16 protein-coding genes and 1 tRNA gene are annotated in these 23,830 nt (G+C 68.0%); 12 read left to right on the top strand and 5 right to left on the bottom strand.

Annotated features, from left to right (window positions below; genetic code table 11):
* The first annotated feature begins 503 nt into the window (after positions 1 to 503).
* The 3 genes from FB557_RS06965 (at position 504) to FB557_RS06955 (ending at position 8,098) form a co-directional block, all read left to right on the top strand.
* Positions 504 to 3,806, top strand: coding sequence for a helicase-related protein (locus tag FB557_RS06965; protein WP_144856879.1), 3,303 nt, complete (start codon positions 504 to 506; stop codon positions 3,804 to 3,806).
* On the top strand, positions 3,803 to 6,571 hold the full coding sequence (locus tag FB557_RS06960; RefSeq protein ID WP_144856878.1) for a class I SAM-dependent DNA methyltransferase: 2,769 nt from the start codon (positions 3,803 to 3,805) through the stop codon (positions 6,569 to 6,571). The genes FB557_RS06965 and FB557_RS06960 overlap by 4 nt, the downstream gene beginning before the upstream one ends.
* Positions 6,572 to 6,790: 219 nt before the next feature.
* A complete protein-coding gene (locus tag FB557_RS06955; RefSeq protein WP_144856877.1) occupies positions 6,791 to 8,098 on the top strand; it encodes a protein NO VEIN domain-containing protein in 1,308 nt (435 codons plus the stop codon).
* A gap of 221 nt (positions 8,099 to 8,319) precedes the next feature.
* Here FB557_RS06955 and FB557_RS06950 read toward each other — a convergent pair whose 3' ends face one another.
* Together FB557_RS06950 and FB557_RS06945 are read right to left on the bottom strand one after the other, a co-directional pair.
* The gene (locus FB557_RS06950; RefSeq protein ID WP_144856876.1) at positions 8,320 to 8,979 is read right to left on the bottom strand and encodes a hypothetical protein; all 660 of its coding nucleotides are present in this window, start codon (positions 8,977 to 8,979) and stop codon (positions 8,320 to 8,322) included.
* Positions 8,980 to 9,717: 738 nt separating this feature from the next.
* Positions 9,718 to 10,827: an alkene reductase gene (locus tag FB557_RS06945; RefSeq protein ID WP_144856875.1), complete on the bottom strand. Its 1,110-nt coding sequence runs from the start codon at positions 10,825 to 10,827 to the stop codon at positions 9,718 to 9,720.
* A gap of 79 nt (positions 10,828 to 10,906) precedes the next feature.
* On the opposite strand from FB557_RS06945, the gene dcd reads away from it, so the two are divergent.
* The 6 genes from dcd (at position 10,907) to FB557_RS06915 (ending at position 16,477) form a co-directional block, all read left to right on the top strand.
* Positions 10,907 to 11,482 (top strand): dCTP deaminase, encoded by a 576-nt coding sequence (gene dcd / locus FB557_RS06940; RefSeq protein ID WP_144856874.1) that lies wholly within the window; start codon positions 10,907 to 10,909, stop codon positions 11,480 to 11,482.
* A gap of 33 nt (positions 11,483 to 11,515) precedes the next feature.
* Positions 11,516 to 12,949, top strand: a complete 1,434-nt coding sequence (locus FB557_RS06935) for an amidase (protein WP_144856873.1) — start codon at positions 11,516 to 11,518, stop codon at positions 12,947 to 12,949.
* Positions 12,950 to 13,014: 65 nt separating this feature from the next.
* On the top strand, positions 13,015 to 14,175 hold the full coding sequence (locus tag FB557_RS06930; protein WP_144856872.1) for an ABC transporter ATP-binding protein: 1,161 nt from the start codon (positions 13,015 to 13,017) through the stop codon (positions 14,173 to 14,175).
* On the top strand, positions 14,147 to 14,797 hold the full coding sequence (locus tag FB557_RS06925; protein WP_144856871.1) for an ABC transporter permease: 651 nt from the start codon (positions 14,147 to 14,149) through the stop codon (positions 14,795 to 14,797). The genes FB557_RS06930 and FB557_RS06925 overlap by 29 nt, the downstream gene beginning before the upstream one ends.
* Complete coding sequence (locus tag FB557_RS06920) at positions 14,794 to 15,519, top strand: ABC transporter permease (RefSeq protein WP_144856870.1); 726 nt, start codon at positions 14,794 to 14,796, stop codon at positions 15,517 to 15,519. The genes FB557_RS06925 and FB557_RS06920 overlap by 4 nt, the downstream gene beginning before the upstream one ends.
* A 22-nt stretch (positions 15,520 to 15,541) precedes the next feature.
* Positions 15,542 to 16,477: an ABC transporter substrate-binding protein gene (locus tag FB557_RS06915; RefSeq protein WP_144856869.1), complete on the top strand. Its 936-nt coding sequence runs from the start codon at positions 15,542 to 15,544 to the stop codon at positions 16,475 to 16,477.
* A 17-nt stretch (positions 16,478 to 16,494) separates the two neighbouring features.
* Here the strand turns inward: FB557_RS06915 and FB557_RS06910 are convergent, their stop codons facing one another.
* Positions 16,495 to 17,175, bottom strand: coding sequence for an MOSC domain-containing protein (locus tag FB557_RS06910; RefSeq protein ID WP_144856868.1), 681 nt, complete (start codon positions 17,173 to 17,175; stop codon positions 16,495 to 16,497).
* Between the two features lie 77 nt (positions 17,176 to 17,252).
* The gene (locus FB557_RS14880; protein WP_144856867.1) at positions 17,253 to 21,263 is read right to left on the bottom strand and encodes a heterodisulfide reductase-related iron-sulfur binding cluster; all 4,011 of its coding nucleotides are present in this window, start codon (positions 21,261 to 21,263) and stop codon (positions 17,253 to 17,255) included.
* Between the two features lie 233 nt (positions 21,264 to 21,496).
* Here FB557_RS14880 and cysK point away from each other — a divergent pair, with 233 nt between their 5' ends.
* Together cysK and cysE are read left to right on the top strand one after the other, a co-directional pair.
* Positions 21,497 to 22,435, top strand: a complete 939-nt coding sequence (gene cysK, locus FB557_RS06900; protein WP_144856866.1) for a cysteine synthase A — start codon at positions 21,497 to 21,499, stop codon at positions 22,433 to 22,435.
* Positions 22,435 to 23,073 carry a serine O-acetyltransferase gene (gene cysE / locus FB557_RS06895; RefSeq protein ID WP_246074524.1) on the top strand — a complete coding sequence of 213 codons (639 nt, stop codon included), beginning with the start codon at positions 22,435 to 22,437 and terminating at the stop codon, positions 23,071 to 23,073. Before cysK ends, cysE begins: the two co-directional genes overlap by 1 nt.
* Before the next feature lie 27 nt (positions 23,074 to 23,100).
* On the opposite strand, the gene FB557_RS06890 is transcribed toward cysE, so the two are convergent.
* On the bottom strand, positions 23,101 to 23,508 hold the full coding sequence (locus FB557_RS06890) for a protoporphyrinogen oxidase (RefSeq protein ID WP_144856865.1): 408 nt from the start codon (positions 23,506 to 23,508) through the stop codon (positions 23,101 to 23,103).
* Positions 23,509 to 23,661: 153 nt separating this feature from the next.
* Here FB557_RS06890 and FB557_RS06885 point away from each other — a divergent pair.
* A tRNA-Ser gene (locus FB557_RS06885) sits at positions 23,662 to 23,746 on the top strand.
* Positions 23,747 to 23,830: the final 84 nt, after the last annotated feature.

Below are 23,830 nucleotides of genomic sequence, written 5' to 3'. Positions count from 1 at the left end.
GTGACGGGACCTCGGAGCGACTCACCCCGGGGTGATTGCGCAAGTGGACGTGCGCCGGACACATCTATCGGGTGCGGCTCGCGAAGCCGGTGCTTCTTGTCAACTCCACAGTGGTTTCTCACGTCACCCGTCGGGACGGATGGCGGCCATGGCCTGTGGTGGTGCCATGGCCGCCATCGCGTCCCGACGGTGGTGACAGTCGTACTACGAAGCGCGGCTGACGACTGCCGAACAGTGGGTCCGCCAGTAGGCTGCCGCCGAGTTGCATCGCTGCGTGGGGAAGGTGGACGAGCATGTCGGTCGCACAGACGCGTAAGCGACTTGACCGCGAAGAACAGCCGCCTGAGCGGCTAGCTCTCCAAGGCGAGATCGACTATCTGCCGTGGCTCGAGCGTCACATCGCTGTCGTGGCCCAGGGCGCTATCCCCGAAGCTCATCGCCCAAGACCCATTCCTTTCTCCGCCCTGCTTGACCCCTGCACCTGCAACTCAGAAGGACCTTGAGTGCCCCACATCTACGACAACCTGAACCACGCAACCATGCTTGGTCCGGCTCTGCGCACCTCGCTTGAGCACTTCGAGACGGTCGACGCGGCGACCGGATACCTGGACCTGAGGGGTTGGGACTCGTTCGCGGACGTGGTCGAGGCCAAGGCGTTCGTGGAAGGCGATCCTCCGGTGGCGCGGGTGCTGGTGGGGATGGTTGCCCCGGCGGATTCACAGCAGCTGCTGGACTCCCTCAAGGAGGAGGTGCAGCCGCCTGCCTACGGCGCGGACATCGTCGACATGGACAGGGCCCGAGAGCGGCGCGACCAGCTCGTCAAGCACCTGCGCAATCAGTTGATGCGCGGCTTGGCTACCGTCAAGGGTCAGCAGACCCTCCAGACGCTCAAGGGCCAGCTCCAGACGGGCCGGGTCCAGATGAAGGTGTTCACCCAGCGACCTCTTCACGGAAAGACGTACATCTTCCACGCACCGGATGATCCGTTCGCGAGCAAGTGGGGCTACGTCGGGTCCTCCAACCTGACCGGCGCCGGCCTGCACAACAACCTCGAGTTGAACATCGACGTTCAGGACTCCGACGCAACCGCGAAGCTGGCCACTTGGTTCGACGAGCAGTGGGAGGACCCCTTCTCGCTGCCCATCTCCGAAGAGATCATCGAGCTGATCGCCAACTCGTGGGCCGAGCAGGACCAGCCCACCCCCTTCGAGGTCTACCTGAAGGTTTGCCACGCCTTGAGCCAAGACGCCCGGGATGGCATGGGCTATGTCCTTCCGAAGTCGATGAGCACCCTGCTGCTCGACTACCAGGAGAACGCAGTGCGCACCCTCTCCCGACGCATCGTGCGCCGTGGGGGCACCATGCTCGGCGATGTCGTCGGCCTGGGCAAAACACTGACCGCCGTCGCAACCGCGCTGATGCTGCAGGCCGCCGAGGACTACTCCACCCTCGTGCTCTGCCCCAAGAACCTCGAGAAGATGTGGAACGAGCACCTCGAGAAGTACGACATCACCGGCCGCGTGGTGCCCTACTCCATGGCTGAGAAGGTGCTGCCGGAACTGAAGAGGTTCAACCTCGTCATCTGCGACGAGTCGCACAACCTGCGCAACAACAGCACCGTCGCCTACGAGGCCATCCACGACTACATCCGCGCCAACAACTCCAAGGTGCTGTTGTTGACCGCGACCCCGTACAACTTGGCCTTCACCGACGTGGCCAACCAGCTCGCCCTGTACATCGACGAGGACGACGACCTGGGCTTCACACCCAGCGCGGCCTTGGCCAAGGACCCGAACCTGCGGTCCAAGGTCGATGGCAAGATCGACACCTTGGCTGCCTTCCGCCTGTCGGAGGAGCCCGAGGACTGGCGACGGCTGATGAGTGATCACCTCATCCGCCGCACCCGCTCCTTCATCAAGCGCACCGCCCGCACCGAAACGGTGCGCGGCCCGGACGGCTCGCCCGTGGAACGGGAGTACCTGCAGTTCGCCAACGGCGCGAAGTTCCACTTCCCCACCCGCGTCGCCACCCCGATCAGCCACCCTTTCAGCAGGGACGACCCGGCCCGGCTGATGGAAGACGAGAGCACTCTCGACGCTGTTCGTGATCTTGCGCTGCCCCGATACCGGCTCGCGGACTACGAGGACCCCAAAGCACGTAAGACTGACGAGGACCGCACGATCCTCGAAGACATCCGTTCAGGGCGTGGCAATGTCAGCGGTTTTGTGCGCATGGGCCTGTTCAAGCGGCTCAGCTCCTCGGGGCACTCCTTCGTCCTGTCCCTGCAGCGCCAACGGGCCCGCAACGAGCTGTTCATCTACGCCATCGAGGCCGGCAAACCGATTCCTATCGGTTCATTGAGCAACCGGCAGGTGATGGTCAGCGACGAGGACGTCGAGGCCAACGCGGACACGGGTGGAAGCCTCGCCACCCGGTATGACGCCATGGTCGATTCCGCACCGGCCAAGACCCGCTGGATCAACTCCGGTGTCTTCAAGCCAACGCTGCTGGCCGAACTCGAGCAGGACAACGAGGCCATCAACGACATGCTCGACCGGTTCGGCAACTGGGACGCCAGTCGCGACTCCAAGATCAACGCGCTCATCGACCTGCTCGCTCACGACCACAAGGGCCAGAAGGTCCTGGTGTTCACTGAGTACAGCGACACCGCGTCCTACGTCGCCTCCGCCCTCACCGCGGCGGGCATCAACAACGTCGGGTTGGCCACCGGTGACAGCGAGAATCCGTCGGATATTGCCCGTCGCTTCTCCCCAGAGTCCAACCTTCTCCCCGGGCAAGACGCCACCGCCCCGGTTACGGTGAAGGACCCGATCGATGTGCTCGTGGCCACCGATGTTCTCTCCGAGGGGCAGAACCTGCAGGACAGTCACATCGTCGTCAACTACGACTTGCCGTGGGCGATCATCCGCATCATCCAGCGCGCCGGCCGCGTCGACCGCATCGGGCAGAAGTCCGACGTGGTTAACGTCTATTTGATCACCCACGAGAAGATCGAAGAGCAGATCAACCTGCGCAAGCGGATCAAGCACCGCCTGGGTGCAGCAGCCCAAGCCTTTGGCTCGGACGAGCGCTTCTTCGGCGGCGACGAGGAAGTCAGGATCCTCGACGACCTCTACAAGGGTCGCGTCGGCGATGACGAGGAAGCCGAGGCCGACGTCGACGCCGTCAGCGAGGCTTGGTTGGTGTGGTCCCAAGCGCGGGACAAGCATCCCGACATCACCAAGAAGGTCCTGAGCATGCAGGACATGGTCCACACCACCCGCGACCGGCGCCTCAACGAACCAGGCGGCTCGGTCAGTTGCTTCGTCTCGACCGAATCGGGGGTCGACGCATTCGCCACCGCCAGCATCACCCCCGACGGGCACGGCAGCACCAAGCTCCTCACCCCGCTCGAAGCGATGGCCCTCTTCCGCGCCGAACCGACCACCCCGACCGTGGCGATTCGCGACGACCACTTCGAGTGGGAAGCCGCACTCGTCCACGGACCCCTGCGCATCGAATCCTTGGCTGCCGGCAACCTCAAAGGCATCCGAAAGTGGACCTGGCAACGACTCGGTGGCACCGTCTTCGGCAATGCAGCCGGCCCCGGACTCGACGCCCTCCACGAGCGGCCACTCACTGCCCACGCGACGGTGCGCCTGACGCAGGCGCGACGCAACAAATACAGCCTCGACGACCTCGCAGCACTCATCGCCCAGCTGCACAGCGAAGACCGCCTCGTCATCGGCACCCGAGACTCCGACACCATCAAGATCGTCTGCTCACTGGGGGTACAGAACGCATGACCGACCCGCTCGTCGCCCGCACCGAGGCCCGTGACTACCAGCGCCTCTTCCTGCAAGACCTGCACTGGTCCGCACCCGATCACCCACCCGTGGTCTACGACCACGACGGAGACTCCGTCACCGCGAGCAACGTCTCGTCCTACAAGGGCCTACGGGTGTGGGCGATCAACGAGAAGCCCGAGTCGAAGCTCGAGGCCGAGATCGACCGGCTCCTGGCGCAGAACAGCACCGACCGGATCGTCATCTTCTACGACGACGAGACGCAGGTGTGGCGCTGGCCAGCACGCCGCGTCACGGGAAACAGTACCGCCACCCGCCTGAGCCGCCACCGGCACACCACCGGCAGCGCCGACCCCACCTTCGCAGCCAAGCTCGACGGCATCCGCCTCCCCCACGACCGCGGGCTCAACGTGAACGAGGTCGTGGCCAAGGTCCGCGAAGCCTTCGACATCGAAGCGCAGAACGAAACCAAGGCCGCGTCCAAGCTCATGGCCCGCATGTATACCGCCATGACAGACGCTTACACCGATGGCCGAACGTCCGCTGCGGAGCGGGATCATCAGATCTCGGTCACGCTCGCCAGATTGCTGTTCCTGATGTTCGGCGACGACACCGACATGTGGCGGCCCAACCTCTTCCGCGACTACATCTACAACCACACCAACCAAGACGGCTCAGACATCGGGCAGCGGATCACCGATCTCTTCGCCCACCTCGACACCAGCGACACCGACCGGGCTGCCACATCTGAGCCTCTCGCCGACTTCCCCTACGTCAACGGCGGCATTTTCGAAGAAGCCATCGCCCTCCCTCCGAGCATGACCGCGGAGTTCCGCACCGTCGTGCTCGAAGCATGCGACCGCGATTGGGCCGCCATCAGCCCAGCCATCTTCGGCTCCATGTTCCAGTCCGTGCGTGATCCCGAGACTCGCCGCCAGCTCGGGGAGCACTACACCTCCGAGGAGAACATCCTCAAGACCCTCGATCCGCTCTTCCTTGATGAGCTTCGCGCCGAGTTCAACCACATCAAGACCCTTGGCAAGTACGAAGCTGACCGGCTCCGCAAGCTGCGCGACAAGCTCGGTCGCATCAGATACATGGACCCAGCCTGCGGGTGTGGCAACTTCATCATCGTCGCCTACCGCGAGCTGCGTGACCTCGAACTGGCGATCATGGAACGCCTCCAGCAAATCACGGGGGACAACCCCATGCTCTTGGCCAACGTCGGCCTAAAGGTCACGCTCGATCATTTCTACGGCATCGAGATCGACGAGTGGCCAGCCCGCATTGCCGAGGCCGCTATGTTCCTCGTGGACCGTCAGTGTGACCTCAAGCTCACCGCTTCTCTCGGTTATGCCCCCGATCGCCTTCCCATCCAGGAACAGGCCACCATTGTCGTCGGTAACGCCCTCACCACCAACTGGGCCGACGTCTGCCCACCGGGTGAGGACACCGTCGTTGCCGGGAACCCGCCATTCCTCGGTGACCACACCCGCACCAAGCGACAGTTAGATGAGCTGCAGGCAGCCTGGGGCGGAAGCAAGGTCCTCAGCCGCATGGACTACGTCACCGGCTGGCACGCGCGGGCACTCCAGTACTTCCGTCACCACGACGGCCTCTGGGGATTCGTGACAACCAACTCCATCACCCAAGGCGACCAGGCCCAGAGGCTCTTCTCAGAGATCTTCGACGCAGGCTGGAAGATCAAGTCCGCCCACCGCACCTTCGCCTGGACCTCCGAAGCAGCCGGAGGGGCGGCGGTGCACTGCGTGATCGTCGGCTTCGCTCGAAATCTCGCCTCTAAACCGCGCTTGTTCGAGTACGCCCACTGGAAGGGTGCTCCTACTGAACGTGCCGTCAGCGTCATCAACGCCTACCTCGTCGACGGTTCCAACGTCTTGGTCGGCAAGAGGAGCACACCGCTGTCCCCCGGAATGCCCGAAGTGGTCAAGGGGTCGATGGCAACCGACGGTGGCAACTTCATCGTCACACCTGACGAGTACGACAGCGTCGCCCAGGATCCGGTCGCGCGTCGATACCTGCGCTCCTACGTTGGCTCCAAGGAGCTGATCAACGGGCGAAGGCGGTGGTGCCTCTGGCTCGTCGACGCCACACAGGAAGAGATCCGCACCAGCCCCGAACTACGGCAGCGGGTTGCAGAGGTACGCAAGATGCGTCTCGACAGCAAGGCGGCCAGCACGCGCGACTACCCACACCATCACCTGTTCCGCCAGTTCGGCATAACCGCGGACGAGCCGATCGTGTGCATTCCCGAGGTCTCGAGCGAGAACCGCGACTACCTTCCGGTCGGCAAGCTGGCAGGGGAGACGATTATTTCCAACACGGTGTACGGGGCGGTTGACCCGACCGGCTTCGCCTTCGCCATCGCTTCGTCCAGCATGTTCATGACTTGGATGAAAACTATCGGCGGGCGGATGAAGTCTGACCTACGCTTCTCCAGCACGATCACTTGGAACAACTTCCCTCTGCGACCTATCGACGCCAAGAGTCGAGCAGACATCGAGGAAGCCGGACGAGAAGTTCTCGCCGCACGCGCTGAGCACCCGGAACTGACCCTCGAGGACCACTACAGGCCCGGCGCGATGAAGACGAGTGTCGCGGAGGCCCACCTCGGGCTCAATCACCTTGTCGACCGAGCATTCGGGCTCGATAGGACCAATCCAACCCTTCTGCATCGACAAGAAGCGCTCTTCGCGGCCTATGAAGAGTTGACTGCACCACTCATGTCCCAGCAACGACGATGAGTTTCGACCTTGCCAATCTGGTCAGGCCGCGCCCGACTCGTGGGCGGTGGGCCGAGGTCATGGTTGTCGAGCTCGCGATGGCTGCACGACAGTTGAATTGAAAGGTGTAGGACCTATAGCGGTAAACGCGCATACGTAGTCACGACGAGGGTGCCCGCCAGTGCGCAAACAACGGTAGACCTTTGCGGCTGACAAGGAACGTCTGGACCAGGAGGAGCTATGGCCATCAACTTCAAGCTCGTCGACCGCGACCGGGTGCCGGTGGATGACGACGACTCCATGGGACGTACATGGGTCGGGTGGGACGACGACGCCCCTATGGAGGAGATCTGGGAGGTCAACCGAGGCCATTGGGTCGTCAACGGTGACCGCCTTCGGCAAGAGCGGTACGCCACGATGTCCTACGACGGCAGCGTGCGCCTCGTGGCCGAGATCGACGACTTCCGCACCGTCTCGGGTGACTACAAGGTGCTCGAGGGCCGAGTGTTGCCTGCGGACCATCCGGTGAGCGAGGCGCTCGTGGGAATGCCCTTGGAGGGACACCGCAACCCGGTTTCCTATTTCGACACCACGGGACTTGAGGGCTATGCGCTCTCCAGTGGCACATCCGGTCAGACCTTCCTCCTGACCTACAACCCAGCACGCTTCGACTTCTACGAGACCGACGTGCCTGAGGCTCAAGCACTGCTGGCCGAGGGCATGGAGGTGGCCGATCGGTGGTCGGTCGGCTCCCGGACCCGCGGGATCGGGCCGGGTGATGCGTTTTACCTACTGCAGCAGGGCGCAGTTGCACGGGGCTTGGTGGCGTCGGGCACCGTCGCCAGTGAGGTGTTCCAAGACGAGCACTTCGATCCCGATGTCTCGGGCCTGGCGAACTACGTGGAGGTCTGGTGGAACGCGATCCTCGATGAGGATGCGATTCTCCCTCTCACAGATCTGAAAGATCGGTTCCCGCAACAGCACTGGAGCCCGCAGGGGAGTGGACAGTCTGTCAGGCCCGAGATCGCCGACGATCTGGCGGCTATGTGGGCTGAGCACATCGGAGACGCGGTCGAGAAGGGCAAGGCGCCAGCGCCGACCGGTAAGGCCGCCGGCCAGGGCCGCGCGATGGATGCGCGTCTGCGTAAGCAGATCGAGGACGCAGCGCAAGATCGACTGACGCAGCACTACGAAAGCGACGGCTGGGAAGTCGAGGATGTGAGGTTCGCCGGACCGTACGATGCGGTCGCCACCAAGAACGGTGCGCGCCTCTATTTGGAGGCAAAGGGGACCATGGGCGGCGGGGAGACAGTCATCGTGACCCGTAAAGAGGTGGCCCACGCGCGGCGTAACCGAGGAAGTTGCACCCTGGGGATCCTGCGCGACCTGCGTCTCGACGAGAACGGCGATGTCGATCCTGCCTCCGGCGAGTTTTGGGTTGGGCCCTTCGAACCCGACCGCGGGGATCTCAGTCCCATCGCCTACGACTTCGGCCCCGACTGGGCCGACTTTGACTCGCCGAAGTGGGGACCTCCGACTGACACCTGATACGCAAGGAGGCGACTGCTGCACGATGAACCTCGGTGTAGCCGAGTTTGTCGGCAGCAGTGGGGCGCGGCCACCGCGTCTTGCCGGACCACCGAGGGTTCCTCCCATCGATGGGGAGGAGTTCACGGTGGGCGAGGAGACGAGTTCGTCGTGAGTACGAGAGCCACACGAGGTCTTGCTTGCGTCGGTGCGCTCGCAGACAGCGCTGCCGACGGCTGCTGCTAGTTGCTCGTCGGGCTCTCGTGCATCCAGATGGCCCGATCGAGTGCTCTGGGTGTGACTTGGAGGTCGGCAGCGGCGGACTCGATGAGCTGCCTGGCCTCGTCGGCGGTGAGGGTGCGCCGCGAGTCGATGGCCCGGCTGATGTAGCGCTGGACCATTACATCTGGCTTGCTCTGGTGGTTAATGCCGGCGTTCATCAAGAAGAAGGACCAAGACAAGGGCCCCAAGCCGCTGACGGAGCGCCATGCCTTCTCTGCACGCTTGTCATCTGCGGCCGCGCGTAGCTGCGCTGTCGTTGTTACACCAATCTCTGGTGCGGCGAGGCGAGTGAGGGCCTCGTGGATGCCGATGGTGCGCAGGCGGTTGGTGCCCGGAAGTTTGCTGTCGTTCTGTAGGACATCGCGGGCGAAGGCCTCAGGCCCGCCTACGCCGTCCATCGCGGCGATGAGGTCGGGACCGGTGTCCGTGTCAGCGCTCGAACGGCACGCTCGGTACCGTGCGAGCACCCTCTGCCCGGCGGTGGAGTGCGAGCGCAATGAGTAGACGGAGTTCAGGGCGCACAGGGCGAGGGAGTCTGGAAACTCCACTGGCGCGTCCCATTCGGAGGGATCCCCGAGGTTGGTCGAGATGGCTGCTTGGAGAGATTGAAGGTCGTCCATGACGGGACGCTATCCCGGCATCCCACCGAGTCGCCGTTCTGGCGTACCTGGAGACCGGTCAAGGCCCCGTTGATGAGGACGAGGTGGCCCAGCTGGTCAGACTCTCTCGTTGAGGATCCAGCGGCCACAATCGATCATGCGCGACGCCCAGGCGTCACCGCACCCTTCGTCCGGGCGCGCCTACGCTGCGCCCAGACGAAGTGCTCAACACTTGACTTTGGAGGCTGGCTGGGGTCCTGGCGAATAGTGGAGCGAGGGGGTCAGTCGCGCTCCACTACGTCGTGCATTGCACCATCTCACCGTCAATGTCGCAGATCTCCGTCAGACCTCCTCGAAGCCCAAGCCGTGCGCACTTCTTGCAACCCACCATGCCGAACCACGCGCAGGAGGCTGTGAAGTCGAGCCCGACTCCGCAAAGCTATCGATTGGTCCGCGCGGTCAAGTCGACAAGATGGGGCGATGTGCCTACGCGACTCGCGATGACGCCGATCCCTGTCGGATGGAGCCGGGGGATGTCGGAGTTCGGACTGGGCATGCTCTTACCCCAGCACATAACGGAAAGGATGGCGGGGCGGCCATGTGAAGAAGTTCGTTCCGCTGTGTGAAGACCCCGCAGGAAGCGAGAGTGAAGCCCACGAAATAGCGGGGCGAGACCATTTCGGGCAACACCCCTCACCGCGCGAAGGGGGCGGTGCCAGATCACTGGCACCGCCCCCTTCGCCATCTCCTCCAGTTGGATCAGGCGACCCGGGTCGGGTAGTCGGTGTACCCCTTCGCCCCGCCTCCGTAGAAGGTCTCCTGGTCGGGCTCGTTGAGCCCGGCGTCGTCGCCGGCGGCCTGCCAGCGCTCGACGAGGTCGGGGTTGGCCAGGAAGGACCGGCCGACGACGACTGCGTCGGCGACCCCTTCGGCGAGCAGCGCCTCGACGTCGGCGAAGGTCGTGACCGAGGAGAAGCCGCCGTTGAGCAGGATCGGGCCGCCGAACCGGGCCGCGAGGTCCTGGGCGAGGCTCATCCGCTCCTCGTCGAAGGCAAGGACAGACAGGTACGCCAGCCCAATCGGGGCAAGCTGGTCGACCAGCGCCTCGTAGGTCGCGCGGGTCTCCTCGGCGTCGGTCTCCTCGACCCCGTTGAAGGGGTGCGCAGGGCTGATCCGGATGCCCACCCGGTCCGCTCCGATGGCGTCCGCGACGGCCTGGGCCACCTCGACGACGAAGCGGGTGCGTGCCTGCGCCGACCCGCCGTAGCCGTCCTCGCGCACGTTGGTGTTCGGGGCGAGGAACTGGTGCAGCAGGTAGCCGTTGGCGGCGTGCAGCTCGACCCCGTCGAGGCCGGACTCGATCGCCAGTCGCGCCGAGGCGACGTACTCGTCGCGCACCTGGGCCAGCTCCTCGGTCTCGAGGGCGCGGGGGACGTCGTGCTCGCGCGGGCCCTGCGCGGTGATCATCTGCCCCGGCGCCTGGATCGCGCTCGGGGCGACGGTCTCCAGCCCGTCCTTGTTGTCGGCGTGGGCGATCCGGCCGACGTGCATGAGCTGGACGACGACCCGGCCACCACGGTCGTGGACGGCGCCCGCGACCTGGGCCCACCCCTTCGCCTGCTCCTGGCTGTGCAGGCCCGGGGTCGCGAGGTACCCCTGGCCCACGGCGCTGGGCTGGGTGCCCTCGGTGATGATCAGGCCCGCGCTCGCGCGCTGCCCGTAGTACTGGGCGTTGAGCTCGGTGGGTGCCTGCCCCTCGCCTGCCCGGTTGCGGGTCAGGGGCGCCATGACGAGCCGGTTGGGCAGGTCCCAGGCACCGATGCGCACGGGGTCGAAGGGGGTGGGGGTCGCGGTGTCGTTCGTGGTCATTGCTCTTTCAATCACGGGGGGTAGCCGGGCATTCCCGGACGCGGCCGACCGGCGCGGACTCGGTCGGTACAGTCGCCTTGTGCTCCTCTCCGACCGCGACATCCGCGCCGAGGTCGACGCCGGCCGCATCGTGCTCGACCCCTGGGACCCGGCCATGGTCCAGCCGAGCAGCGTCGACGTCCGGCTGGACCGGTACTTCCGCCTCTTCGACAACCACAAGTACCCGCACATCGACCCCGCGGCCGACCAGCCCGATCTCACCCGGCTGCTCGAGGTCGACCCGGCCGAGGGCTTCGTGCTGCACCCGGGGGAGTTCGTCCTCGGCTCGACCCTGGAGACCGTCACCCTGCCCGACGACCTCGCCGCCCGGGTCGAGGGCAAGTCCAGCCTCGGCCGGCTCGGGCTGCTCACCCACGCGACAGCGGGCTTCGTCGACCCCGGCTTCTCCGGGCACGTCACGCTCGAGCTGTCCAACGTCGCGACGCTGCCGATCATGCTCTGGCCGGGGATGAAGATCGGTCAGTTCTGCTTCATGCGACTCACCAGTCCGGCTGAGCACCCGTACGGCAGCAGCGCCTACGGCTCGCACTACCAGGGCCAGCGTGGCCCCACCGCCAGCCGCAGCTTCGAGAAGTTCCACCGCAGCGGTCTCTGAGCCGTCTCTTACCGTCCGGTAACCTCGCGGGTCATGAGCGAGACCGCTACCAGCACCCGCGTGCACGCCTTCACCGACGACGCCCTGGGCCGGGAGGACGCGACCGGCGTCGCCGAGCGGATCCGCTCCGGCGAGATCAGCGCGCGAGAGGCGGTCGACGCCGCGATCGAGCGGGTCGCGTCGATGGGCGAGCTCGGGGCCGTCGCGCACACCGACGACCGCCGTGCCCGGCGTCGCGCGGACGCGCTCGGCGTCGGGGGGCGCGGGGTGTTCCACGGCGTGCCGACCGCGGTGAAGGAGAACATCTACGCTGCCGGCTTCCCGCTGACGATGGGGTCCCCGGCGGTACCCGTCCGTGCCCAGGACCACGACGGTGCCGTCGCCGCCCAGCTGCTCTCAACCGGAGCCGTGCCCGTCGCGTCGACGACCTGCCCTCCCTTCGGCTGGACCGCGACCACCGAGCGCCCGGGCGGGCTGGCCACCCGCAACCCCTGGGACCGGCGCTACTCCAGCGGCGGGTCCAGCGGCGGCACCGCCGCCCTCGTGGCCAGCGGCGCCCTCCCCTTCGCCCACGGCAACGACGGTGGTGGCTCGATCCGCATCCCTGCCGCCGCCTGCGGTCTCGTCGGGCTCAAGGCGACCCGCGGCCGGATGGCCGCGGACCCCAGCACTAAGGACATGCCGATCAACATCGTCGTCGACGGGGTGCTCACCCGCACCGTGCGCGACACCGCCCGCTACCTCGCCGCCGCCGAGGAGCACCGCGCCCCGAAGGCGCTTGAGCGGGTCGGTCTCGTCGAGGGCCCGGGAGAGCGGAGGGTGCGTGTCGGTGTCCTGATCGACAGCCCGCTCGCCCCCGCCACCGACCGCGAGACGGCTGCGGCCGTGCGCGGCGTCGCCGACCTGCTGAGCACCCTCGGGCACGACGTGGGCGAGCACGACCTCGGTGTGCCTGCGGCGTTCAAGGAGGACTTCCTGCACTACTGGTCGATGCTCGCCTTCGGCATCCACCGGCGCGGCCGGGCGATGTTCGGTCCCGACTTCGACACCGCGGCGCTGGACCCCTTCACCCTCGGCCTGTCGCGGCACTTCGTGCGACACCTCCCGCGACTTCCGCTGACCCTGGCCCGGGTAGCGGCGGCGGGGCCGGTGTACGACGGCCGCCTCGGCGACGTCGACGTCATGCTCACGCCGGTGCTCACCCACACCACCCCGCCGATCGGGTACCTCGACGCCGACCTCGACTTCGACACCCACCTCGAGCGGGTCTCCGCCTACGTCGGCTTCACCCCGCTGCACAACGTCGCCGGCGCGCCCGCGATCTCCCTCCCGCTCGGTCGGACCGACGATGGCCGGCCGGTCGGGGTGATGCTGCAGGGGCGAAGGGGGGCCGAGCGGCTCCTCCTCGAGCTGGCCTTCGAGCTCGAGGCCGCAGCCCCCTTCGCCCGGATCGACGAAGAACCCTAGACGCGACGGCGGACGATGTCCCTGGCCTCGGTTAGGTTGACTGATCAGGCGGCGAAAGGGCCCACATGATCCGGCTCGACCGAGTCACAAAGCAGTTCCCCGGCGGCACGACTGCGGTCGACGACCTCAGCCTGACCGCGCCGACGGGCAAGATCACCGTGCTCGTCGGACCCTCCGGGTGCGGCAAGACGACCACCCTGCGGATGATCAACCGGATGATCGAGCCGACGAGCGGCACGATCACCATCGACGACCAGGACGTGAGCGCCCTCGACGCGGCCGAGCTGCGCCGCGGCATCGGCTACGTCATCCAGCACGGTGGTCTCTTCCCGCACCGGACCGTCGAGCGCAACGTCGCCTCGGTGCCGCTGCTGCTCGGCCACGACAAGAAGAAGTCGATCGCCCGCGCCCGTGAGCTGCTCGAGCTCGTCGGCATCGACCCCGGCCTCGGCCGCCGGTACCCCAGCCAGCTCTCGGGCGGGCAGCAGCAACGCGTCGGGGTCGCCCGGGCCCTCGCTGCGGACCCGCCGGTGATGCTCATGGACGAGCCCTTCTCCGCCGTCGACCCGGTCGTGCGCGAGCAGCTGCAGGACGAGTTCCTCCGACTCCAGGGCGAGCTGGGCAAGACCATCGTGCTCGTGACCCACGACATCGACGAGGCGATCAAGCTCGGCGACCACATCGCCGTGCTCGCCGTCGGGGGTCGCCTGGCTCAGGTCGCGAGCCCGCACCAGCTGCTGACCCATCCGGCGGACACCTTCGTCGCCGACTTCCTCGGCAAGGACCGCGGGTACCGCGCGCTCGGCTTCGACGGCGCCGAGGTGCCGCTGCACCACGAGAGCACGGTCGTGCTGCGCGACGGCGCGATCACCGACCCCGCCCCGCACGACGACCCGTGGACCCTCGTCGTCGACGAGAGCGGTCACCCCCTCGGCTGGGCGAGCACCGACCGGCTCGGCCAGATCACCGCCTCGGACGAGCTGGCCCTCGGCGGAACCCTCGCCCGCCGTGACGGCTCCCTGCGCTCGGCCCTCGACGCGGCCCTGTCGTCGCCGAGCCGGCGGGGGGTCGTCGTCGACGACAGCGGGACCCTCGTCGGCACCTGCCGGGCCCATCAGGTGTTGTCGGTGATCGAGGAGCAGGAGCGGCCGGAGGAGGAGCGCGTGCCCGCGCACGAGGGTGGCGAAGGGGGCGACGATGGACTGGATCCTCGCGCACCTCGATGACATCGGCCGGCTCACCGCGCGCCACGTCGTGCTCGCGGGGGTGCCGCTCGTCCTTGGCCTGGTCATCTCGCTCGGTCTGGGGTGGGTCGCGCACCGCGTGCGGGGCCTGCGCGGCATCGCCCTGACCGGGTCGGGCTTGCTCTACACGATCCCGTCGCTGGCCCTCTTCGTCCTCATGCCGCTCGTCCTCGGGACGAGCATCCTCTCGCCGATCAACGTCATCGTCGCGATGACCCTGTACACCGTGGCGCTCCTCGTGCGTACCGTCGTCGACGGTCTCGACTCGGTGCCGCCGGCGGCTCGTCAGGCCGCGACGGCGATCGGCTACGGCCCGGCGCGGCGATTCGTCGGCGTCGAGCTGCCGCTCGCCGTGCCGGTCATCGCCGCGGGCCTGCGGGTCGCGTCGGTGAGCAACGTGAGCATCGTCAGCGTCGCCTCGCTCGTCGGCGTCTCCCAGCTGGGTGACCTGCTCGTCGACGGCTTCAACCGGGCCATCGGGGGAGAGCTGCTCGCCGGGACCCTCGGGTGCATCGTCCTCGCCCTGGTCTTCGACGCCCTCATCCGGCTCGGGGAGCGCCTGCTCACGCCGTGGCTGCACACGGGACGGGAGGCCTCGGCATGATCGGGACCATCCTCGACTGGCTGCTCTCGGCGCAGACCTGGCAGGGCGACGACGGGATCCTCGCCCGGCTGCTCGAGCACATCGGCTACACCCTCCTCGTCGTGGTCATCGCCGCCGCGATCGCGATCCCCCTGGGTCTGTGGGTCGGTCACACCGGGCGTGGCCGATGGCTGGTCTCGGGCGCCAACGCGGTGCGCGCCGTGCCCACCCTCGGTCTGCTCTTCGCCCTCGTCCTGTGGCTCGGTCCGCGGCTGAGCGGTGAGCTGTACTTCGTGCTGCCCAGCGTGCTCGTCCTCGTCCTGCTCGCGGTCCCCCCGATCCTGTCGGGCACCTACTCCGGGGTGGCGGCGGTCGACCCGGCGGCCCGGGACGCGGCCCGCGGCATGGGGATGACCGGACGGCAGGTGCTGCGGGACGTCGAGCTGCCCTGCGCCCTGCCGCTCATCCTCTCGGGTCTGAGCTCGGCGATGCTCCAGGTCGTCGCCACCGCCACGATCGCGGCCTACGTCGGGCTCGGCGGGCTGGGCCGCTTCATCATTGACGGTCTGGCCGTGCAGGACTACGCCCAGACCGCTGGAGGTGCGATCCTCGTTGCACTGCTCGCGCTCGTCCTCGAAGGCCTGATGGCCGCGATCCAGCGGCTCGTCGTCTCACCCGGGCTCACCGACAACCCGGGCCGCCAGCGCAGCCGGCGGCCCTCCCTTCGCTCCCGCACCACCTGACCCCCACCGCAGGAGGCATGTCATGAACCACCCCACCCGCCGCTCCGCCCTCGCCCTCAGCGGTCTGGCCGCGCTCGTCCTCGCCGGCTGCGGCGCGTCCGGAGACGATCCGCTCGCCAGCTCCTCGACCTCCTCGGGCGAAGGGGGTGCTGCCGGCTCTGGCGAGAGTGTCGTCGTCGGCGGAGCCGACTTCTCCGAGTCGGTCCTGCTGGCCGAGATCTACGCGGCCGCGCTGTCGGCGGGCGGGGTCGAGGCCTCCGCCAAGACCGGTATCGGCGCGCGGGAGGTCTACCTCAAGGCGCTCGACGAGGGGACGATCGACGTCTTCCCCGAGTACACCGGGGCGCTCGCGCTGTACTACGACGACACCTTCTCCGAGACCGACCCGGACAAGACCTACGAGGCGCTGCAGGGCATCCTCCCGGACGGGATGAGCGTGCTGGAGAAGTCGCAGGCCGAGGACAACGACTCGATCGTCGTGACCAGGGAGACCGCCGAGTCGCAGAGCCTGAGCACCCTCGAGGACCTCAAGGGCACGGCGGGGGAGATGACGCTCGCCGCCCCGCCGGAGTTCAAGGAGCGTCCCCAGGGAATCCCGGGGTTGGAGAAGACCTACGGCATCACCTTCGGCAGCTACCGTCCGCTCACCGCCGGGCAGGCGACGGTCCAGGCGCTGAAGAACGGTCAGGTCGACGCGGCGAACATCTTCAGCACCGACCCGGCCATCGCCGCCAACGACTTCGTCGTCCTCGAGGACACCAAGAAGCTCTTCGGCAGCCAGAACGTCGTCCCGCTCGTCCGCGACGACGTCGAGGACCAGGTCTCGGATGTGCTCAACAAGGTCTCCGCGAAGCTCACCACCGACAACATCGCCGAGATGCTCAAGGCGACCGACATCGACAAGAAGGACCCGAAGCAGGTCGCGCAGACCTTCGTCGAGGAGAACGATCTCGGCTGAGGTGACGGCCCCGGGGCCTAGTCGACGGTGACCGCGTCGCCGACCGACAAGGTCCCGGGCCGGCGGACGTCGAGATAGACCGCTGCGCACATCTCTCGCTCCAGGGCCAGCCGGGTGAGCCAGCGGCGCCCCGCCGTGACACCGTCCTGCGCCAGGTCGATCATCCGGCACCGCGGGACCCGGTCCGTCACGGTCAGGTCGACCGAGCCGATCGTCATCGTCCGGCCCATCCACCGCTCTTCCGCGAACGGTTCGTCCGTGGTGATGACGAGGTTGGCGCGTAGGCGTCGCGGGTCGGCGTCGACACCCCACTCCCTCTTGAACCAGTCCACTGTCGCGGTGCCCACGAGCGAGACCGCCCCGTCGTCGAAGTGCGAGGTGCGCTGTTCCGAGGCCACTCGGACCCGGGCGCCCATCCGGTCGCTCAAGACCTCGTCGAGCGCGGCGTCGCCGACTCGCCAGGTGCCCGCATCGTTGGTGACCTCCACTCCGGCGTCGGTCGTCGCGGCCCGGTGGTCGAAGACCGCGTCTCGCCGTCGGAAGCGGCGGGTGGTCTTGCCGGATGCGAGCTTGCCCTCGTCGTCGACGACAGCGAACCAGCGGTCCCCGTCGAGCCCGCGCCGATCGATCTGGACCGAGTCCAGCGACTCCCCACCCATCGACTTGACGGGGTATCGGCGGATCGACGACAGGCGCACCGGCTGACGATATCGCCCACCAACGGCGAAGGGGGTCAGCCACCGGCTGACCCCCTTCGCACGTCCTCTGCGCGGAGCTACTCCCAGGACGGCTTGGCGTTCTTCTGGGCGAGGTCGTCGAGGTCGACGCCCTGCCCAGCCGACCCGCTACCGGTCGCCGGCGAAGGGGTGTCCTCGGCTGGCTCGTCGGGGGTGACCTCGTCCTGGGGTTGGTCGACGTCCTCGCTGCCGGTGACCTGGTCCTGTCCTCCGACGTGGTCCTCGGTGGAGTCTCCAGCGGCGGGGGACTCAGCCTCGGTGTCGGGGCCGGTGTCGGTGGGCTTGGTCTCTGCCCCAGATGCTGGGGCAGGGGCCGAGGGGCCGGTTTCCCATGAGGGGGCGGCGTTCTTGGCGGCGAGGTCTTCGTTCCCGGTGGCGGGAACATCGGACTCGGCCGTCTTTGCCCCCGTTGGTGGGGTCGAAGGGGTGTCCTCGGCTGGTTCGTCGGGGGTGACCTCGTCCTGGGGTTGGTCGACGTCCTCGCTGCCGGTGACCTGGTCCTGTCCGCCGACGTGGTCCTCGGTGGAGTCCGCAGCGGCGGGGGACTCGGCCTCGGTGTCGGGGCCGGTGTCGGTGGGCTTGGTCTCTGCCCCAGATGCTGGGGCAGGGGCCGAGGGGCCGGTTTCCCATGAGGGGGCGGCGTTCTTGGCGGCGAGGTCTTCGTTCCCGGTGGCGGGAACATCGGGCTCGGCGGTCTTTGCCCCCGCTGGTGGGGTCGAGGGGGTGTCCTCGGCTGGCTCGTCGGGGGTGACCTCGTCCTGGGGTTGGTCGACGTCCTCGCTGCCGGTGACCTGGTCCTGTCCGCCGACGTGGTCCTCGGTGGAGTCCCCAGCGGCGGGGGACTCGGCCTCAGGTGCTGCCGCGGGGGCGCCGGTTTCCCAGGAGGGCGCGGCGTTCTTGGTGGCGAGGTCTTCGTTCCCGGTGGCGGGAACATCGCTCTCGGCGGTCTTTGCCCCCGCTGGTGGGGTCGAAGAAGAGTCGCTGGCGGGCCGCTCTGCCTCAGTGTCGGCGGGCTTGGTCGCTGCCCCAGATGCTGGGGCAGCGGCCGAGGGGCCGGTCTCCCATGAGGGAGCAGCGTTCTTGGCGGAGAGGTCTTCGTTCCCGGTGGCGGGAACATCGGACTCGGCCGTCTTTGCCCCCGCTGGTGGGGTCGAAGGGGTGTCCTCGGCTGGCTCGTCGGGCTTGGTCTCTTCCCCAGATGCTGGGGCAGCGGCCGAGGGGCCAGCCTCCCAGCTCGGAGCGGCGTTCTTCTCGGCCGCGGTGCTTTCGGCGGCTGCGGGTGTCGTGCCGGTCTCCCAGGAGGGGGCGGCGTTCTTCTCGGCCGCGGTGCTTTCGGTGGCGGCGGGGGTGGTGCCGGTCTCCCAGGAGGGGGCGGCGTTCTTCTCGGCCGCGCTGCTTTCGGCGGCTGCGGATGCCGCGCCGGTCTCCCAGCTCGGAGCCGCGTTCTTGGCCGCAGCGGACTCCTCGGTCTGGTCCTCGCGGACGACGTCGCCGTCCTCACCGGCCTCGTCGACGGCCTCAGCTGCGGCCTCCTTCTCGGCCGGCGTCTCGGGGGCGGGCTGCGCCCCCTTCGCGTCCTGGCCCTCGGTCGGGTCGGCGACGGCCGTCTTGGGCTCGGCCTCCGCCTGCTCCTGCGACTCCGTGGCTCCGGCGGAAGGCGCCTCCGGCGCCTCCTTGACCGAGGACAGGAGCATCTGGGCGACATCGACGACCTCGATGTCCTCCGAGGCACCCTCGGACTGCTTCGCGGTCAGGCCGTCGCTGAGCATCACCCGGCAGAAGGGGCACCCGACGGCGATCCGCTCGGCTCCGGTCGCGATCGCCTCGTCGGTCCGGTTGAGGTTGATCCGAGTCCCGAGCTGCTCCTCCATCCACATGCGCGCACCACCGGCGCCGCAGCAGAAGGACTTCTCCTTGGTCCGCTCCATCTCGCGCAGCTCGACACCGGGCAGGGCGCCGATCAGCTCACGCGGCGGGGCGTAGACGTTGTTGTGCCGACCGAGGTAGCAGGGGTCGTGGTAGGTGACCGTCCCCGCGGTCGAGGCGACGTTCTTCAGCGACGACTTCTCCGGGGTGTCCGGGCGGCGCACCGGGGCCAGCTTCTTCTCCCGGACGAGGCGGTTGAGCAGCTGGGTGTGGTGCAGCACCTCGTACGTGCCGCCGAGCTGGGGGTACTCGTTCTTGATCGTGTTGAAGCAGTGCGCGCAGGTGACGACGATCTTCGTCGCCCCCACCTCGTTGAGGGTCTCGACGTTCTGCTCCGCGAGCATCTGGAAGAGCACCTCGTTGCCGGCCCGCCGCGCGGAGTCCCCGGTGCAGGTCTCGCCGTTGCCGAGCACCGCGAAGTCGACGCCCGCGATGTCGAAGAGCTCGGCCACCGCACGGGTCGTCTTCTTCGCCCGGTCCTCGTACGCGCCCGCGCAGCCGACCCAGAAGAGGTAGTCCACCTGGTCGGCGGACTCGACGTCCTCACCGAGAACCTTGACGGTGAAGGGCAGGTCCTTGGCCCAGTCCATCCGGGCCTTGGCGCCCATACCCCACGGGTTGCCCTTGGACTCCAGCTTCTTGAACAGGCCACCGAGCTCGCTCGGGAAGGCCGAGGCGATGAGGTTCTGGTAGCGCCGCATGTCGACGATGTGGTCGACGTGCTCGATGTCGACCGGGCACTGCTCGACGCAGGCGCCGCAGGTCGTGCACGACCACAGCACGTCCTCGTCGATCACGGCATCCGGACCGAGCGGGTCGTAGGCGGTCAGCGGGTTGTCGACGTCGTAGCCGGTCTGTCCGACGAGGGCCATCGACGACCAGTCCACCGCTGCCGGCTCCTTGCGGGCCGAGGTGGCGACGCTCCCCCCTTCGCCCTCCGGTGCGGCGCCCCCCGCGGTGACGTACTGCTCCGACGGGATCGCCCCGGCCGCCGTCTGCGGGCTGGCGAAGCCGGTGGAGATGACCCCCTTCGCCTCCTGGGCGGCCGCCAGGTACGGCGCCTTGGCCTGCGAGTGGTCCCGCAGGGTCATCATGAGCATCTTCGGCGAGAGCGGCTTGTCGGTGTTCCACGCCGGGCACTGGCTCTGGCACCGACCGCACTCGGTGCACGTCGAGAAGTCGAGCAGGCCCTTCCAGGTGAAGTCCTCGACCTTGCCGACCCCGAGGCTGACCTCCTCGCCCTCCTCGTCCTCGGCCAGCTCCTCCATGACCTCCATGGAGAACGGCTTGCCTCCGACCGTCATCGGCTGCAGCGCACCGAGCGAGGTCCGGCCGTCGGCGTGCCGCTTGAAGAAGATGTTGAAGAACGCGAGGAAGCGGTGCCAGGCGACACCCATCGTCGGGTTGACCGAGATGGTGATCATCCAGGCGTAGGAGATGATGATCTTGATCAGGGCGACCGCGACGATCAGCGCCTCGAGCGCCCCCATCGACAGGCCGCTGAAAAGGCTCCCCAGCCACCCGGTGAGCGGGAAGTGCAGGAGCGAGGCGTTGCCCGAGCCCTCCTGCAGCAGCATCGCCCGCTCGAGACCACGCAGCAAGGTGATGCAGACCGCGACGCCGAGGATGGTCAGCTCGACGTAGTAGGCCTGCCAGAAGGTGGAGCCGAAGAACCGGGAGCGGCGCCCGTCCTCGCCCGCGGCCGAGCGCGGGTGGTTCCGCTGCCGGATGACGATGAGGGCGACGATGCCGATCAGCCCGGCGACCGCGAAGAGCTCGGTGATCCACTCGTACGGCCAGAAGTGCCCGATGAGCGGCAGGGTGAAGTGCGGGTCCGCCAGCTGGAAGGTCGCCTGGACCAGGGTGAGGAAGAGGACCCCGAAGGAGACCATCGTGACCCAGTGCGCGATCGCGACGACCGGCAGGCGCGCCATCCGGGTGTGGCCGAGGAACTCGCGGAGCAGGGTCGCGGTGCGCTGCCCCTTCTGGTCCGTGCGGCCGGGCTCGGGCTGGCCGAGCCGGAAGGTGGCGACCAAGTGGCGCACGGCGCGGGCGAGCATCGCCCACCCGACGACGGTGAAGGCCAGGCCGATGACGAGGGCGAGCACCTGAAGAGCGGACATAGGCGGATCCTACGTCCCCTAAGCGCTTGCATACCTGGTCGTGTGACCTCTCTCGCCCGGCGAGGAGTGCGGGATGCGTCAGGGAGGGGCGAAGGGGGAACCCAGCCGGCCCCTTCCCTTGGCAATAACGAGGTGTTGGAATACGCATAACGAACGCAGCGTTCTTCGCCTGCGATGACACCGCTTCGCCTGCGGGCGGAGCGAGCACACCCAACTATCCGAGAGGACCCCCGGTGCCCATCTACGAGGACGTCACCAAGCTCATCGGCCGCACCCCGCTCGTGCGGATCAACCGGATCATCGACACCAAGGACTCCGGCGTCACCGTCGCCGCGAAGCTTGAGTTCTACAACCCCGCGAACTCGGTGAAGGACCGCATCGGTGTCTCGATCATCGAGGCCGCTGAGGCCTCCGGGGAGCTGAAGCCGGGCGGCACCATCGTCGAGGCCACCTCCGGCAACACCGGCATCGCCCTGGCGATGGTCGGCGCTGCGAAGGGGTACGACGTCGTCCTCACCATGCCGGAGACGATGAGCAAGGAGCGCCGCGCCCTGCTCCGTGCCTATGGCGCAGAGCTCATCCTCACCGAGGGGCCGAAGGGCATGAAGGGAGCGGTCGAGAAGGCCGAGGAGATCGCCGCCGAGCGCGGGGCGATCCTGGCCCGGCAGTTCGCCAACTCCGCCAACCCCAAGATCCACCGCGAGACCACCGCCGAGGAGATCTGGGCCGACACCGACGGCGCCGTCGACATCGTCGTCGCCGGGATCGGCACCGGCGGGACGATCACAGGCGTCGGCCAGGTGCTCAAGGAGCGCAAGCCCGAGGTCCAGATGATCGCCGTCGAGCCGGCCGAGTCCCCGATCCTCAACGGTGGCGACCCGGGGCCGCACAAGATCCAGGGGCTGGGGGCCAACTTCGTGCCCGACATCCTCGACCGCGACATCTACGACGAGGTCATCGACATCGACGCCGAGACCTCGGTGGAGTGGGCCCGCAAGGCCGCCACCGACGAGGGCCTGCTCGTCGGGATCTCTTCCGGGTCGGCCCTCGCGGCCGCGGGCGAGGTCGCCTCGCGTCCAGAGAACGCGGGCAAGACCATCGTCGTCGTCATCCCCAGCTTCGGTGAGCGGTACCTCTCGACGATCCTCTTCTCGGATCTCCTCGACGACTGATGGCCCACCTGCTGGACCCCCCTTCGCCGATGCCCGAGCATCCGAGCCCCTGGATGACGGTGCGTGAGGACGTCGCGGCGGCCATGCGGCGCGACCCGGCCGCGACGTCGCGGCTGGTCGTGCTGCTCACCTCTGCCGGGCTGCACGCGATCTGGCTGCATCGCCTCGCGCACCGCTGGTGGTGCCGTCCGGGGATGAAGTGGCCCGCGCGCATCCTCGCGTACCTGTCCCGGATGATCACCGGCGTCGAGATCCACCCCGGTGCGCACATCGGGCGGAGGTTCTTCATCGACCACGGGGTCGGCGTGGTGATCGGCGAGACGGCCGTCATCGGCGACGACTGCATGCTCTACCACCAGGTCACCCTCGGCGGAACCTCGCACGCGCGGGTCAAGCGCCACCCGACGCTCGCCGACAACGTGCTCGTCGGGGCGGGGGCGAAGATCCTCGGCCCGGTGCACGTCGGGTCGGGCGTGAAGGTCGGGGCGAACTCTGTCGTCGTCAAGGACGTTCCCACCGGGGCGGTGGCGACCGGCGCGCCGGCGACGTACCGCTTCCCGCAGAGCGAGGCAAACCCGCCCGAGGCGCGGGTGGCGCGGGAGGACCTGCCCTACCTCGACCCGGCGATGTTCATCTGAGCGAGCACGGCTCGGTCACCGAAGCGCTCAGCCGACCCGCCTCGAGGTGATTGAGCCACCCTCCTCGGCCCAGTCCGAGATCGGGTCGCCGGCGGTGGACACATCCGGGTCGGCGCTCATCTTCGTCGTGCGCTGAGGAGTCTCGTCGTTCGTGGCGGAGGACTCGACGTCACGACGCGAGTCGGGGGTGATCCGGCCGGCGCCCTCACGGAGCTTCTCTCCTGCCGTCGCGGCCGCACCGCTGACCGCGTCGAGTGCGGCCGGCGCCACCTTGGTCTTCGTGGTGTGCTTGGCGCTGGCGACCTGACGCTGCACGGGCTGGGATCCCCAGATCTGGCTGGCGCCGGCCTTGATCTCCTCGTAGCGCTGCGTCCCGGCGCGGGCGCCGAGCACGTAGCCCGCCGCGGCGCCGAGGAGGAAGGTCAGCTTCGACATGTGGTCGCTCCTTGTCGTCTCACGGGCCTCGTCCTAACGGGATCTCGTGGTCGCGTTAGCGCCGGGGCGGCGCCGCCCGGACGCCCGCGTCCGTCGGTGGCGACACTACCTGGCGCGGGGGTTACCGTGGTGCTGGTGGCCCGCACGGGCCCCGGCGGGTTCGCATAGTGGCCGAGTGCAGTCGCCTTGAAAGCGACCAGGGGGAGACCCCTCGTGGGTTCAAATCCCACACCCGCCGCCGCTACGAGATTCGATTCCGATGCCAGCGGTTTCCCCCTTCGCCAGTCCCGTCGAAGGGGGAGCAGCTCGGCTTCTCGGGATG

Origin of the sequence: Marihabitans asiaticum, assembly GCF_007828725.1 — a bacterium.
Classification (GTDB): Bacteria; Actinomycetota; Actinomycetes; order Actinomycetales; family Dermatophilaceae; genus Marihabitans; species Marihabitans asiaticum.
Note: the sequence above shows the minus strand (reverse complement) of the source record. Positions and strands in the feature narration are given on the sequence as shown.

Excerpts from the sequence above, each read along its gene's own strand:
- FB557_RS06960 (WP_144856878.1), top strand. The coding sequence starts at position 3,803 with ATGACCGACCCGCTCGTCGCCCGCACCGAGGCCCGTGACTACCAGCGC.
- FB557_RS06955 (WP_144856877.1), top strand. The coding sequence starts at position 6,791 with ATGGCCATCAACTTCAAGCTCGTCGACCGCGACCGGGTGCCGGTGGAT.
- FB557_RS06950 (WP_144856876.1), bottom strand. The coding sequence starts at position 8,979 with ATGGACGACCTTCAATCTCTCCAAGCAGCCATCTCGACCAACCTCGGG.
- FB557_RS06945 (WP_144856875.1), bottom strand. The coding sequence starts at position 10,827 with ATGACCACGAACGACACCGCGACCCCCACCCCCTTCGACCCCGTGCGC.
- FB557_RS06935 (WP_144856873.1), top strand. The coding sequence starts at position 11,516 with ATGAGCGAGACCGCTACCAGCACCCGCGTGCACGCCTTCACCGACGAC.
- FB557_RS06930 (WP_144856872.1), top strand. The coding sequence starts at position 13,015 with ATGATCCGGCTCGACCGAGTCACAAAGCAGTTCCCCGGCGGCACGACT.
- FB557_RS06925 (WP_144856871.1), top strand. The coding sequence starts at position 14,147 with ATGGACTGGATCCTCGCGCACCTCGATGACATCGGCCGGCTCACCGCG.
- FB557_RS06920 (WP_144856870.1), top strand. The coding sequence starts at position 14,794 with ATGATCGGGACCATCCTCGACTGGCTGCTCTCGGCGCAGACCTGGCAG.
- FB557_RS06915 (WP_144856869.1), top strand. The coding sequence starts at position 15,542 with ATGAACCACCCCACCCGCCGCTCCGCCCTCGCCCTCAGCGGTCTGGCC.
- FB557_RS14880 (WP_144856867.1), bottom strand. The coding sequence starts at position 21,263 with ATGTCCGCTCTTCAGGTGCTCGCCCTCGTCATCGGCCTGGCCTTCACC.
- cysE (WP_246074524.1), top strand. The coding sequence starts at position 22,435 with ATGGCCCACCTGCTGGACCCCCCTTCGCCGATGCCCGAGCATCCGAGC.
- FB557_RS06890 (WP_144856865.1), bottom strand. The coding sequence starts at position 23,508 with ATGTCGAAGCTGACCTTCCTCCTCGGCGCCGCGGCGGGCTACGTGCTC.